This is a genomic window from Paenibacillus cremeus (assembly GCF_007786445.1).
GTDB lineage: Bacteria > Bacillota > Bacilli > Paenibacillales > NBRC-103111 > Paenibacillus_G > Paenibacillus_G cremeus.
In genome coordinates this window covers 21,187-34,512 of the sequence record NZ_VNJI01000034.1, presented here as the reverse complement: position 1 = coordinate 34,512, position 13,326 = coordinate 21,187, and the positions used below count along the sequence as shown (strand labels likewise).

Annotated in this window: 11 protein-coding genes and 1 riboswitch; of the genes, 9 read left to right on the top strand and 2 right to left on the bottom strand. The window is 54.8% G+C overall.

Annotated elements, in window-relative coordinates:
* Both FPZ49_RS22875 and FPZ49_RS22870 read right to left on the bottom strand, forming a co-directional pair.
* Entirely contained in the window at positions 1-1,017 is a 1,017-nt protein-coding gene (locus FPZ49_RS22875) for a diguanylate cyclase (RefSeq protein WP_144851409.1), read from the bottom strand.
* A 124-nt stretch (positions 1,018-1,141) separates the two neighbouring features.
* On the bottom strand, positions 1,142-2,305 hold the full coding sequence (locus tag FPZ49_RS22870; RefSeq protein WP_144851407.1) for an acyltransferase: 1,164 nt from the start codon (positions 2,303-2,305) through the stop codon (positions 1,142-1,144).
* A 96-nt stretch (positions 2,306-2,401) separates the two neighbouring features.
* A riboswitch (cobalamin riboswitch) is annotated at positions 2,402-2,599 on the top strand.
* A 171-nt stretch (positions 2,600-2,770) separates the two neighbouring features.
* On the opposite strand from FPZ49_RS22870, the gene FPZ49_RS22865 reads away from it, so the two are divergent.
* The 9 genes from FPZ49_RS22865 to FPZ49_RS22825 all read left to right on the top strand — a co-directional run bounded on the left by FPZ49_RS22865 (position 2,771) and on the right by FPZ49_RS22825 (position 13,317).
* Positions 2,771-6,757 carry an S-layer homology domain-containing protein gene (locus FPZ49_RS22865; protein WP_144851405.1) on the top strand — a complete coding sequence of 1,329 codons (3,987 nt, stop codon included), beginning with the start codon at positions 2,771-2,773 and terminating at the stop codon, positions 6,755-6,757.
* The gene (locus FPZ49_RS22860; protein ID WP_144851403.1) at positions 6,754-7,539 is read left to right on the top strand and encodes a DUF4430 domain-containing protein; all 786 of its coding nucleotides are present in this window, start codon (positions 6,754-6,756) and stop codon (positions 7,537-7,539) included. Before FPZ49_RS22865 ends, FPZ49_RS22860 begins: the two co-directional genes overlap by 4 nt.
* The gene (locus FPZ49_RS22855; RefSeq protein ID WP_144851401.1) at positions 7,536-8,405 is read left to right on the top strand and encodes an energy-coupling factor transporter transmembrane component T; all 870 of its coding nucleotides are present in this window, start codon (positions 7,536-7,538) and stop codon (positions 8,403-8,405) included. The genes FPZ49_RS22860 and FPZ49_RS22855 overlap by 4 nt, the downstream gene beginning before the upstream one ends.
* Positions 8,402-10,057 carry an ABC transporter ATP-binding protein gene (locus tag FPZ49_RS22850; RefSeq protein ID WP_261381556.1) on the top strand — a complete coding sequence of 552 codons (1,656 nt, stop codon included), beginning with the start codon at positions 8,402-8,404 and terminating at the stop codon, positions 10,055-10,057. The genes FPZ49_RS22855 and FPZ49_RS22850 overlap by 4 nt, the downstream gene beginning before the upstream one ends.
* On the top strand, positions 10,027-10,716 hold the full coding sequence (locus FPZ49_RS22845; protein ID WP_391563854.1) for an ECF transporter S component: 690 nt from the start codon (positions 10,027-10,029) through the stop codon (positions 10,714-10,716). The genes FPZ49_RS22850 and FPZ49_RS22845 overlap by 31 nt, the downstream gene beginning before the upstream one ends.
* A 188-nt stretch (positions 10,717-10,904) precedes the next feature.
* On the top strand, positions 10,905-11,105 hold the full coding sequence (locus tag FPZ49_RS35955) for a hypothetical protein (protein WP_186446018.1): 201 nt from the start codon (positions 10,905-10,907) through the stop codon (positions 11,103-11,105).
* 132 nt (positions 11,106-11,237) lie between these two features.
* Complete coding sequence (locus FPZ49_RS22835) at positions 11,238-12,266, top strand: metallophosphoesterase (protein ID WP_144851395.1); 1,029 nt, start codon at positions 11,238-11,240, stop codon at positions 12,264-12,266.
* Between the two features lie 20 nt (positions 12,267-12,286).
* Positions 12,287-12,850 (top strand): hypothetical protein, encoded by a 564-nt coding sequence (locus FPZ49_RS22830; protein ID WP_144851393.1) that lies wholly within the window; start codon positions 12,287-12,289, stop codon positions 12,848-12,850.
* Positions 12,851-12,906: 56 nt separating this feature from the next.
* Positions 12,907-13,317 carry a hypothetical protein gene (locus FPZ49_RS22825; RefSeq protein WP_261381552.1) on the top strand — a complete coding sequence of 137 codons (411 nt, stop codon included), beginning with the start codon at positions 12,907-12,909 and terminating at the stop codon, positions 13,315-13,317.
* Positions 13,318-13,326 lie beyond the last annotated feature (9 nt).

The window sequence follows — 13,326 nt, the reverse complement described above, 5'->3', positions numbered from 1 at the left end:
TCAATGGAATTTTAGTGGTGAGGCGTAAACCTGCGCGCGGTTTCGACCTGCTGCCTTGGCTTCATACAGCGCTTGATCTGCAGCGGCGATAACCGCACTCATGGACGTGTCGTCCGCAGGCCGAATCGAAACGACGCCTAAGCTGATCGTCACAAACGAGCTGACCTTGGACTGCGAATGCTCAATCCGCAAGCCCTCTACTCCGGTTCGCACCCGCTCTGCGGTGGCCACCGCAGCCTCTGAAGTCGTTCCAGGCAGCAGGAGCACGAATTCCTCGCCGCCGTAGCGCGCTGCCAGCACCCCAGGCTGCTTCGTTTCTCGCCGCAGCACCTCAGCTACCCGCTGTAAGCAGCGGTCTCCCTCCACATGGCCGTATATATCGTTATACTGCTTGAATTGGTCCACATCGAGCAAAACAAGGGAAAGCGCATCGTCCAGAGAGGCATCAGCTTGTCCTTGCATGAGACGCTCAAACTCCCGAGCCCAGTTCTCGTCGAAGCCCCTCCGGTTGGTGAGTGCCGTTAATCCGTCGGTTAAGCTGACCTGCCTTAAATTCAATACGGCGTCTTCCAGCAGGCTTGTAACACGAAGCAGCTCGGCTTCACGCTCTTTTCTCCGATCAATTTCGCTCTTCAACCGCAAGGCGGAGCGGATCCGAACGAGCAGCTCGACTTTTTTGAACGGTTTCGTTATGTAATCGCTGGCACCGGCATCGAACGACTGCTTCAGTACCTCGTCGTCCGACATTCCCGTAACCATGATGATAGGCACATCTTGAAGGACCGGGATGCTTTTCAGCCTGGAACACGTTTCGATCCCATCCATCACCGGCATCAGCACATCCAGCAAAATCAGATCGGGCTGAGCCGTCTGAGGAGGAGCGTCGCCAAAGCCCATCATCGAAAGGGCCTCATGGCCGGAGTTCATAGTATCTATGTAGATGTAGCCTTCGGAACGAAGAATCGTTTCGAGCAAAATACTTGTATCTTCATCATCGTCAATGATTAAAATGCGCATGGGTCATACCGCCTTTCTCTTAACCTATCATTCTAGCATTTACTATTATATCACAAAATTCGACATAAAAAGGGAATAGAAGCATAGGCTTCTACTCCCTTTGAGGGCGCTGCATCACGCCAAATTATCTGGATTCCGTTTTGCCCATCGGCGCATTCGAATTTGTACGAGACAGGATGCGGCGGGCGCTGGCGGATAACCGGCGAATTGCGGCCGCGGCGGCAACGGACAAAGCGCTGCAAATCGCAAAAGCGGCCAACGTGCGAAGCGTCGGATTCATGAAAAACAAGAAGTCGTCTGCGATCAGCGTAGCTGCGACGAGCATCAGGGCATGGGCCAAATAAGCGACATACGAGTACGACCCGATGATGGACATGAAGCGCTGGAGGGCTGCCGAAGCCCGCTCTGTGAAAAAGATCGCAGCAAGGTACATCGCAGGAATGGAAGCTATTAGTACGATAGCCATCTTCGGCTGGATCAAGAGGGTGTCGTTGTATTGGATTTGGAGCTCGGGAACGGTTTGAAAATGTTCAACGATACGATACCAAGTCCAGAGAAGCAGCACCACGAACAGCCCGATCAACACCTGCTTATAGCGAAGCAGCAAGCTTTTGAATCGCTCCAGGTGGAGCCCGGCGAAGGCGCCCAGCACAAAGTAATAAAAGAAATAAAGGACATTACGGTCGCTATATTCGCCAAAGAAATCTCCGACACCAGGAATGCCCTCGGTCCAATGCCCGATCAGCGAGACTTGTCCGGTCAGCCCGATATAGAGCAGTCCGAGCCCTAGGAGTGTCCAGCCCCAGCCGGAAGCCGTGAGACGCTGATTCACCTTGAGCACAATGCCATGGAGCAAGGGGAACAGCAAGTAAAATTGAAACGTCATAATCACATACCAAAGGTGATAGCTGGCCGTACCGGTAAACAGCTTGGTTCCCATGTCGGACATATGCTTCAGCGGACTGATCAGATGATCGCCCTCGATGGAGGCATACAACACAGCCCAAGGCAAATACGGCAGAAAAATATCTTTTATACGCTTGCGCAAAAAAGGGAATAAGGGGACGGGTTCCGTCTTATATCTATAACATAGCACCATGCCGGATATAAAAATAAAGATCGGCACGGCGAATTTGGCCAGCAGCAGCAGACCGCCCAGCATGACACCATCGGCCAGCGTCGTACCTGGCGCATAGGCATAATGTCCAATCGCGTGCTGCAGCACCACAGCGAGAAAGGCGAACGCCCGGAGGATCTCGAGCTCGGCGATTTTGTTCGTTTTCTTCATGAAATTCAATCCTATCAAATGGTTTGAGAGTTTTTATTATATAAAAGCTATAGACAAAAAGGGAAGCAAAAGTTATGATAGTCGATGAAAATTGAATAAATCGACTCATTAAAGGTGCAACCATACCATTTGGATGTTTGCTTAATAGGGAAGTCCGGTTCAAGCCGGCGCGGTCCCGCCACTGTAGATGCAGAGCGAAGCTTGACAATGCCACTGTGCTGAAGATTAGCATGGGAAGGCCAAGCGAAGCGATGACGCATAAGCCAGGAAACCTGCCTTTATTTGAATAGTTTCTAATTCTTCGGGGGGTGGGAATTATGAAACGAGAAGGCTATGCTGTGTGCATAAGCTTTTTGAATCACGGATGTGATGTACATACGTTAGGATAGGCTGCCCTTGCTTTATGGAGGGTGGCCTTTTTGTTATGCCTAAAGATTTCAGGAACAGGAAGAGGGTAGGAAGATTATGAGGTTACGTTATTTATCCAAATCATTCATTGCACTTGTCATGTCGTTTATGCTTCTATTTTCGACATTGAGCTTTACCATGCTACCTGCAAGTCAGGTTCATGCGGCAGAATCCGGTCAGGGTGGCGCTGTAACGGTGACCGAGGCGATCTATCAGGCTGCCGATCTGCTTCTAGGCAGCGGCGAGCTTTCCGATTGGGGGGCAGTAGGCATCTCCCGGACGCCTGACAGGAAGGTCCCGATCAGTTATTTAACCAATCTCGATGCAGCTGTGAGGGCGGCCAACGGCACATACTCGAGCATTACGGAGTACGAACGTATTACGCTCGGTCTTACGGCCGCAGGCGCGAACGGGACCCAATTTGCAGGGTATAACCTGGTCGAGAAGATTTACAACAACACGCAGATGACGGGACAAGGGCTGAATGGCCCGCTTTACGGGTTGCTGGCACTTGACTCCGGCAATTATGAGGTTCCATCGAATGCATTATGGTCGAGAGACCAGCTGCTCGATACGATCTTATCCGGGCAAAAGGCAGACGGAGGCTTCGCGATTTCACTTGGCTCCACCGGCGCCAGCGACCCGGATTTCACGGGCATGGCCTTGAGCGCTCTCGCGCCATATACTGCCAAACGAGCAGATGTAAAAGCAGCCGTCGATCGGGCGGTGGATTGGCTCGCGACGAATCAAAATGTGGATGGCGGGTACACCTTCCTTGGAGACCAGGCCGGAGAGAGTGTCGCCCAAGCGATTATTGGGCTGACGGCAAACGGTGTGGATCCGAAATCGGATCGATTTACGAAGCAGGGCGGTAACCTGATTGAACGCTTGATGTTGTTCCGCACAACCGACGGGGGATTTGCGCATTCGATTAAGGGATCTACCAATGGAATAGCGACGGAGCAGGCGTTGACTGCGCTCGTAGCGTATAATCTGTTTAATCATGGCGATCGCAGCTTATACAGCTTAGTGCCGCCGGGACAGGTTCCGCCAACGATTGTACAGGTTAACGTACAAGTCGAAGGACCGCAGAGCCATATTGCGGACGGCACCACGTTTGCGACTACGGCGCTGGAAGCGGTAGAGAAAGTGCTGCAGGAAAAAGGAATGCCATATCAAGTGATAAGCTCATCATATATCGGCTCGATCAATCACATCGCGGGCGGAAAATACGGTGGCTGGGACGGATGGTATTTTGCAGTTCAGAAGAATAACCTCTGGAGCATTCCGCCTGTAGGAATGGCGGATTATAACCTGACCGCGGGAGAACGAATCACCGTTTACTATGGCGGAGAAAAAACGAATCCCATCGATCAGATTTCTTTTGATAAGCCGAGACCAACCGCGGGTGAAAGCTTTACGGCAACCATTACGCAGTATGTTTTCGATTGGTTGAACTATCAGCAAGTCATTCCAAGTCCGCCTGCCCCGGAGGGTGTCAGCGTGACTGTCGGAAGCACAACGGTGAAAACGGACACGTACGGGAAAGCTTCGTTTAGCGGGCTCCCTGAAGGTACTTATCCGGTTACCGTTACAGGCTATGTGTATAACGATACCGCTCCGCCGAAAGTAGTACGCGCTGTGTCGGAGCTGATTGTTGCTCCTAGTACCACTACACCTGGTGGTGGGGGCGGAGGTGTTGTTCCACAGACTAAGACGATTACTTTGTCCGTGGAAGGCGACAGTCAGAAGGGGACGATTCTGGACTCTACTTCGGTGGAGTTGTTAACCGGCGATACGGCTTACAGTGTGCTCGCACGGAAGCTTGGCAGCAGGGTTTCGTCGAGGGGCTCTGGATCCTCCATTTATGTGAGCTCGATTGATGGATTGAACGAGAGCGGCAGTCAAAAGGGTTGGATGTATTCGGTCAACGGCACGTTCCCGAACTATAGCGCCGGAGCCTACACGCTGAAGGATAAAGATGTGGTGGCCTGGAAATATACCGAGAATTTGGGCAGCGACATTGGCGCTGGAAGTTCGGGCAGCAGCGCAGCAGTAGTCGGTATTGCTCCCGGAAGCACGATCGATCAAGAATTGAACAAACTGTCATTACCGCTGAATAATACGGAATCGATCGGAAATGTAGGTAAAACAACCGCGCTGCTCAATCCTGGGGAAAAAATGAGTGCTTCCCAAGCAGAGCAGCTCCAAAAGGATTTGAAGGGGCAGACGGTAGCTTTAAGCAAAGCGACTTCGACATCCGCGGATACCGAATTAAAAGACGAAAAAGAAGAGGTGCGCTTTGTCGTTCCGGCGGCGGCCTTAAGTCAAACGGTTCAGATCGGCGTCGACGAGCAAAGCTCGGCGGATCGGCCGGAGCTCGTATCTGGTTTGTATGAATTTTCGCCAAGCGGCACAACGTTTTCTACGCCAGCTGTAATGGCGATTAAAGTACCGGTTCAAACCGATTCGCCGGATAATTTGGCTTTAGTTTGGCTCAATGAAACGACCGGGCAGTGGATCCCGGTTCCCGCAGTGCTGGATGTGAAAACGGGTATCATCACCGCTAAAGTCACCCATTTTACCAAGTATGCCGTTGTTGACCGTAGTAAGCTAAAGGCCGAAGAGAAGCCGCAGCTGCGCTCGGCGGCAGTGGAAATTTCGGCGGCGGCCCAGCAAATTCTTGCCGGTGATACGCTGTCCGATTGGGAAGCTTTCGGGCTTGCACGGGCTGGAAAGACGGTGCCGTCGAGCTACCTTGCTCAAACGGAGCAGCTGGTGAAAGAACAAAATGGGAAATTCCGCAAAGTAACGGATTTGGAGCGGATCGCGCTGGCCGTGAAGGCGGCGGGAGCAGAACCGACGAATATAGCTGGCTTTAACTTGATTCAGTTGATAGTAAATCATGAGAAGATGACCGAGCAGGGTCTGAACGGACCGATATTCGCGCTTCTCACGCTGGATAATGTCACGGGCGGCGCTCCGTCGAATGCCGTTTGGACGAAAGAGAAGCTGATCACCTGGATTTTGGAGCAGCAAAACGCGAGCGGCGGGTTCCCGCTGGTGAAGGGTGAGGAAGACAACTCGGATATTACGGCGATGGCGATTTCGGCCCTAGCTGCTCATCAGGACCGTGCCGATGTGAAGAGCGCGGTAGATAAAGCGGTGAGCCGTCTTAGTCAAATGCAAGCCTCCGATGGAGGCTACGCATTATACGGAGAATCGAACAGCGAAAGCGTATCGCAGGCCATCATTGCGCTCGCCTCTGCGAATATCAGCATCAAGGATGCACGGTTCGTGAAATCCGGCACCGATCTGCTGAGCAAGCTGTTAAGCTACAAAAATGCGGACGGCGGCTATGCCCACACCGCAGGTCAGGCTTCCAATGAAATTGCAACCGAGCAGGCGCTCATGGCGCTGGTGGCCTACGAGCGTTATATACAAAACCAGTCGGGCTTGTTCCAGCTCCAGCCTACAACGGCATCGAAGCCGGCTGCCGACGGTTTTGTAGATGAAAGCGAAATTGCTTCGTGGGCGCTCGATAGCGTACATAGCGCGTATGCCAGCAAGCTAATGACAGGCATTAGCGAGAGCGAGCTTCGCTTTGCTCCGAAGCAGGAGATGACCCGCGCGCAATTCGCCGCCATCATCGTCCGGCTGCTGAAGGAAACGCCGGATACGGGATCGCAGCAGCGGTTTGAGGATGTGCAGCCGGGCAGCTGGTATTACGGCTTCGTGATGAAGGCGCAGCAAAAAGGCATCATCCAAGGCGTATCGGAGACAAAGTTCAATCCGGATCAGCCGGTTACGCGGGAGCAGATGGCGACGATGATCGCCAGAGCTTTGAAGCTCGACGTCGGTGCAAAAGTAGAGCCGGTTGCAGATCAAAGCGACATCAGCCAGGAGGCCTTGCCGTACGTAAACGCCGTGCAGCAGCACGAGCTGATGGAAGGCTATAACGGCAGCTTCTACCCTGCAGCGCCGGTAACAAGAGAAATGGCGGCAGTCGTCGTCATGCGACTGGCCGCGATGGAGGCTCAATGATGCAGGGTAAGCATCAGAAACGATTAGGCGGCTGGCTGCTTGCCATCCTGCTGCTTTTGATGGTCGGCACCGGCTGTGCCGCTCCGGCGAACCATGCGGCGGAGACGCCGCCGCCGGCTGCAGAGCAGGGCAAGCTTCAAGCGAGCGGAGCCGGGCAGGCAGTGACGGAGCCGAAAGCAGCCGAAGCGAAGGCGGAAACGCCTAAGGCAGCTGAAGCCACAAGCGCAGCTGAGCCCAAGGCAAGCGACGCTAAGCCGAATGCAGCAGCTGCTGCATCCAGCACGTCACCTTCGCCGTCGCCAGCTGTCACACCTGCGGCCAAGGAGGAGCCAACGGCTGCTCCTGCTGCGCCCGCGCAGCAGCCGAAGCAGGGGGCTGAGTCTGTCGCTCAGCCTTCCGCTCCAAGTGCTCCGAAAGAGACGCCGCAGCCGCAGAAAAAGACCGTCACGCTGTCGATTATCGGCGATAAAAAAGCCGGGACGATCCTGAAGCCGACCGAGGTTGAGGTATCCGAGGGCGATACGGTGCTGGATGTGCTCAAGCGAGGTACACGCAGCCTGAAGATCCATATGGAGTTCCGTGGTACAGGAAGCGCGGCCTACGTGGAAGGCATTGACAATTTATATGAATTCGATCAAGGGCCGAAGAGCGGCTGGATGTACCGGGTCAACGGCGAATATCCGGGCAAAGGCGCCGGAAGCTATCCCGTGAAAGCGGGCGATAAAGTAGAATGGCTCTACACGCTTGATCTCGGTAAAGATATTGGAGGAGAGAGAAAATGAGCAGCGGATTCGCATCTCTTCACCCTTTGCCATGCTTTTTATATTACGCCGGGGTGATGCTGCTTTGTATGCTGCTGTTTCATCCCATCTATTTACTCACGGCGCTCATCGCGCTGGATATTCTTTGCGTGCTCCATCATCAGGGTCAGCGGCTGCTAAAGCTGCTGCCCTTTTACCTTGTTATGGGGGGCTCCGCGATCGTGCTGAATCCGCTGTTCTCGCATCGGGGCCGACATATTTTGTTTTATTTCTGGGATCAGCCGATCACCTTGGAAGCGGTGCTGTATGGCTTAACCGCAACACTGTCCATGCTGGCGGTACTGATCACCTTTCAATCGTTCAATTACATCATTACGCCGGATAAATTTATGTACCTGTTTGCCAGAGCACTCCCGAAAACGTCACTGCTCGCGCTGATGACCATCCGTTTTGTCCCTTTGTTCAAAAGAAGACTGAGGCAAATCGAGCTGGTCCAGGGGCTGAGAGGCGTAAGTGTGCGGCAGGGCAGTTTGCGAAAAAGGATGCGAGACGGCATGACGCTGCTGCGGGTGCTGTTAGTCTGGTCGCTGGAGGACGCGCTGCAGACGGCCGATTCAATGAAAGCGAGAGGCTACGGCACAGGCAAACGCAGCGCCTATATCGTGTACCGAATGGATCGACGGGACATCCGTGTGCTGCTATGGCTCAGCCTGACGGGCGTCATTTGCGCGGTGCTATGGCTGCAAGGCTTCGGGACGATGAAAATCTATCCCCGACTGGAACCGTTAACGCTGACTTTAGGGGAAGCGGCCCAGTATGTGTCCTTCTGCGCGTTTCTGCTTACGCCCGTCGGGCTTGAATGGAAGGAGAGATTAGCTTGGAAATGATCAAAGCGGAGTCGTTTTCCTTCTGGTACCCGGATGAAGTGCAGCCGGCGCTGGAGGAGGTTTCCTTTCACGTGAATGAAGGGGAATTTGTCGTCATCTGCGGCGCGTCGGGCTGCGGAAAAACCACGCTGCTCCGCCATTTGAAGCCGGGGATTACACCGGTCGGAACGCGTTCGGGAAGCCTGCACTATTCGGGCGTGCCATTCGATAGCCTATCAGCTAGACTTGGAGCCGAGCAGATCGGCATTGTGTTCCAAAATCCCGAAAACCAGATCGTGATGGATACGGTGTGGCATGAGCTGGCATTTTCGATGGAAAATATGGGCTGCGAGCTGACGGTCATGCGCAAGCGATTGGCGGAGATGGCTCATTTTTTCGGCTTGGAGCCGCTGCTGTACAAGTCCGTGCATGAGCTGTCCGGCGGGCAAAAGCAGCTGATCAATCTAGCCTCTGTCTTGTTATTGCAGCCTAAAGTGCTGCTGCTGGATGAACCGACCTCGCAGCTCGACCCGGTGGCGGCCCGTGAATTCGTGCAATTGGTCCACCGGCTGAACCAGGAAATGTCGATGACGGTCATCATGAGTGAGCACCGCTTGGAGGACGTGATGCCGCTAGCGGATCGGGTCATCGTGATGGAGCAGGGGCGGGTGAAGTATAACGGGAGCCCCAAGGAGATCGCCCGCCAGATCGGCGTGGAGCTCCGTTCGGAGGAGCTGGATTATTTGCCTTCAGTGACGCAGCTGTATTTATCGCTGCCGACGGAAGAACCGCGGAGCTTGGAACGAATTCCGCTGACCGTACGGGAAGGCAAGCAATGGCTAACCCAAAGCGGTTGGCCTGCCAGGCTGAAGCCCTGTGCCGAACCGGCGAAGCAAAGTCAGTATCCCGACTCCGAGATCATTCTCACCTGCCGAGAAGTGACGTACCAGTATGAAAAAGGAGCGCCCGAGGTGCTGAAAAAGCTGTCGCTCGCCGTATTCGAGCAGGAGTGCTTGGCCATCGTCGGCGGCAACGGAGCGGGGAAATCGACCCTGCTGCAGGTGATGGCCGGATTGCTGGAGCCGCAGCGGGGCAAGGTGATGTCGAAGCTGAAGGGGAAGATCGGCTACTTGGCGCAAAATCCGCTGGTCTACTTCAACAGCGATACCGTAGAGGAGGAGCTTCGGCAGATTGCGCGATACGCCGGCTTACAGGAGCCGGACGCGGAAATCAACAGCCTGCTGCGAACCTTGCAGCTGGAAGAGACGCTGCTCAAGCATCCGCACGACCTGAGCGGCGGACAGCAGCAGAAGGCGGCGCTGGCGGGCGTATTGCTGCAGCGGCCGGTGCTGCTCATCCTCGACGAGCCGACGAAAGGGCTGGACCCGGCGGCGAAGAAGCAAATGGCCGCTTTACTGCGGAAGCTTCGCGAGGCGGGAATGACGATCGTCATGGTGACCCATGATGTGGAATTTGCCGCTTGCCATGCGACGCGCTGCGCGATGCTGTTCGATGGCGCGATTACGGCTGCGGGTGCACCGTCTCTGTTTTTCAGCGAAAATTATTTTTACACGACGGCGATGAACCGGACGCTGCGCGAGTGGCTGCCGGGTGTGCTGACGTTAGAGGAGGCGCTGCAGCAGTGCAAAGAGCATCCCGCTTGTTCTTCCTAAGCATCGGTTTGTTTATCGTCGGGCTGGCAGTTTCCGCTGCCGTTACGGATGAGCATTACTTACTGCTGAGCTTCGTGCTGATTGCGGTGGCGATGCTGCCGCTGTTTGCCCGCTTTGAGCGCCGCCGAGTGGAAGCCCGCGAGCTGGTGCTGCTGGCCGTGCTGTCCGCGATCGCAGCGATTGGGCGGGTGCCCTTCGCGCCGCTGCCGAGTGTGCAGCCGACCTCCTTTGTCATTATCATCTCCGCGCTGGCGTTCGGTGGAGAAGCGGGGTTCATGATCGGAGCGATTGCCGCGCTGGTGTCGAATGTGTTCCTGGGGCAAGGGCCGTGGACGCCATGGCAAATGTTCTGCTGGGGAATGATCGGCGCGACTGCTGGGTGGCTGCGAAATACGCGAGGGATGAAAAGCCGTGTCGGGCTGCTGCTGTTTGGCTTTGCGTGGGGATTTTTGTTCGGGTGGATTATGAATGTTTGGTACTTGATCAACCTGCCGGATGCGCTAAGCTGGTCTTTGGTGGCGGTGGCGTATGTCCAAAGCTTTTACTTCGATTTGGCGCATGCGCTGTCGAATGTATTTTTTCTGGCCGTGCTCGGCGGAAGCTGGGGGAAGGTGCTGCAGCGCTTTCGTAAAAAATACGGCTTGCTCGGTGCAGAATAACTGGATATCAGCTGGAAAAAAGTAAACCCGCTGCAGTGGAGAGGTCCGCTGGCGGGTTTGCTTTTTTTAAGAGGCCGAAATATTTTATTGATGGCCGGATCCCATCCAGTAGGAGCCATGCCAGTGGTGGTGAGGAAGCATGTGCGGATGATGGTACATATAGGGATGATAATGGTGGTAGTGATAGTATGGATGGTATGGATAATGGTGGTGCGGGTAATGCGGATAGTGATGCGGATAGTGATGCTGCTGCATCCCTCCGCCGTGATAATGCTGCTGTTGCGGCTGCTGATATGAACGTGTTTCTTTTTGTTTTGCCATGGTCGCACGCCCTTTCTTTTGTTTTCATTGTGGTGATGCTACAACAGACTATGTTCATTTGCGAATGAGGGATGCTTATCCCGTAAAAATAGGCTGTAAGCGGACGACGCTGCCGTTTAGGCAACTACTAGACTTTCCCAGAGGGATGGCATATAATAGGCTGAATTTCGAGATGCAGGATGAAAGGGGAGCAGTAGAGGATGGCATGGGGAACCCGTAAAAATTCAGCAGCGGGACTGCTGATCGCGCTAACACTGCTGTCCGGATGCAGCTCCGCCCCGACAGAGAAGCCAGCCGATTCGACGGCCGTGATGCCTTCGCAGCCGCCGGCTGTGGTTCAGACACCGTCACCGCTGCCAACTCCAGATCAGGCGAAGGACAAGCCGTTTCGGTTCGTCGTCATGGGCGACAGCCGCGGCTCTTCGAATGGTACGAATGAAACGACGCTGCGCGCACTGCTGAGTAAAGTGAAAACGCTGCCACCCCTTCCGAGCTTTCTGCTGTTTACGGGGGATCAGGTGTCCGGCGGCTCGAATGTAGCGGTGCAGCTGGAGGCCTGGAAAGGCATTGTCGACGATTATTTTCCGATGACCTCGGTGTATCCGACACTCGGCAATCATGAGCATAACGAAGCGGTGTTTAGCACGGTTTTCTCTACACTGCCTAACGAGCAGCTGGCCGGCTATGGGCGAACGGTGTACTCCTTCGATTATGAGAATGCCCGCTTCATTACACTCAATACCGACCGGAAAAACAAAGCTAAGCAATACGTCGTCGATGCCGATCAGCGTGCCTGGCTGGAAAAGGAGCTGCAAGAGAGCGGGATGCGGCATGTGTTCGTGCAGTTTCATGAACCGGCGTATCCGATCGGGACGCATTTGGGCGAATCGCTCGATGCGGATTCGGTTTCGCGCGATGCGCTGTGGTCGATTTTTGACAAGTACAACGTTACTGCCGTTCTCGTTGGTCACGAGCACAACTACAACCGGCGTAAGGTGGATGCTGGCTTTGATGGGAACGGGTACCACTTTGAACATGAGCTTTATCAGCTGACCATTGGAGGGGCTGGGGCGCCGCTCTATACGCTCGGGAAGGATCTGAAGCAGGTCATCGTCGGACCGAAGGTCAGCTATCATTATATGGTGGTGGATGTGAACGGAGCGAAGGCGACCTTCCGTACCTACGATTTGCAGCAAAATGAAATCGATTCGTTTACGGTGGAACGGTAAGATGAAGGAGGGGAGCACGCATGAAAAACAGTACACCCTTCCGTGATTTGGCCGCTGCTCAGGGGCTGATTGCGGTCGTGCTATTTTTGTTGATGCCGCTGGCCGCCGCCTTCGGTCCAGGCAGTCACCCCGCCGCAGGGCTGCTGCACGGTCTTGGCGCATCGTTCACATTGCTGATGGCGACGTATACGCTGCATGCCTATGTCGGCTACGCTAGAGGTAACGCCAAGGCGGAGACTGCGCTGCGCCTGCGGCTGCTGCTGACCAATGTGCTGACGCTGTGCACGATCGTTGCGGGCAATTGGCTGTATGTATACTATCAAGCGCCGGATGGTGCGTCGGAATGGCTCCAGCTGCATGTGCCGGCCGGACATTGGGTGCTGATGGAATATAAAGAGTTCGTTTCGCTGCTGGCTTTTCCGTTTGGCGTAACGGCCAGTGTCCTGCTCCAGCGGCAAGTGCGAAGCAAGCGGCCGGCGGTAGAATTTCGTTATGTCATTGGCTTGCTGCTGACCTTGGTCTGGCTGAGCTTACTGATCGGCTTTGTGTTTGGCTTGGTGCTGGCTCGGTGGCGGACGGTGTAGAGAATGGGAAGACACAGGTAAAGGCTTGTAGGCTGGATCTGAAGGGGAGTGAGTAGATGCTCGAGGAGGAACAAGCAGGCGCTATGCCGGAGAGGCGCAGGAAAAAAGACTCCGACAGCGAGCGGGCGTCAGGTGAGGTTGTCGCTGCTTTGCTGTCGCTGCTGTTTGGCATAGCTGCACTTACGTTGACTCACTGGTGGAGCATCGCCAATCCGTCCGCGGGAGCCATGACGCTGCTGCGCATAAGCTCCTACCTGCCGAACGGGCTTCGAATTGGTCCCTACGGGGGCAAAGAAGTGACGGCACTTGCCGCTTGGCTGGGAAGCTGGCTGGTGCTGCATGTGCTGCTCGGAAAACTGGAGCTGCGGCTGCGCTTCTGGATTCCGGTCTTTGTGGCTGGTGTTTTTGTGCTGCTCCTGCTGCTGTGGCCACCGGTGTATCACCGGATTTACGGGTGGCCGGCTTGAAGGGGGCGA

Excerpts from the sequence above, each read along its gene's own strand:
- FPZ49_RS22875 (WP_144851409.1), bottom strand. The coding sequence starts at position 1,017 with ATGCGCATTTTAATCATTGACGATGATGAAGATACAAGTATTTTGCTC.
- FPZ49_RS22870 (WP_144851407.1), bottom strand. The coding sequence starts at position 2,305 with ATGAAGAAAACGAACAAAATCGCCGAGCTCGAGATCCTCCGGGCGTTC.
- FPZ49_RS22865 (WP_144851405.1), top strand. The coding sequence starts at position 2,771 with ATGAGGTTACGTTATTTATCCAAATCATTCATTGCACTTGTCATGTCG.
- FPZ49_RS22860 (WP_144851403.1), top strand. The coding sequence starts at position 6,754 with ATGATGCAGGGTAAGCATCAGAAACGATTAGGCGGCTGGCTGCTTGCC.
- FPZ49_RS22855 (WP_144851401.1), top strand. The coding sequence starts at position 7,536 with ATGAGCAGCGGATTCGCATCTCTTCACCCTTTGCCATGCTTTTTATAT.
- FPZ49_RS22850 (WP_261381556.1), top strand. The coding sequence starts at position 8,402 with ATGATCAAAGCGGAGTCGTTTTCCTTCTGGTACCCGGATGAAGTGCAG.
- FPZ49_RS35955 (WP_186446018.1), top strand. The coding sequence starts at position 10,905 with ATGGATGGTATGGATAATGGTGGTGCGGGTAATGCGGATAGTGATGCG.
- FPZ49_RS22835 (WP_144851395.1), top strand. The coding sequence starts at position 11,238 with ATGGCATGGGGAACCCGTAAAAATTCAGCAGCGGGACTGCTGATCGCG.
- FPZ49_RS22830 (WP_144851393.1), top strand. The coding sequence starts at position 12,287 with ATGAAAAACAGTACACCCTTCCGTGATTTGGCCGCTGCTCAGGGGCTG.
- FPZ49_RS22825 (WP_261381552.1), top strand. The coding sequence starts at position 12,907 with ATGCTCGAGGAGGAACAAGCAGGCGCTATGCCGGAGAGGCGCAGGAAA.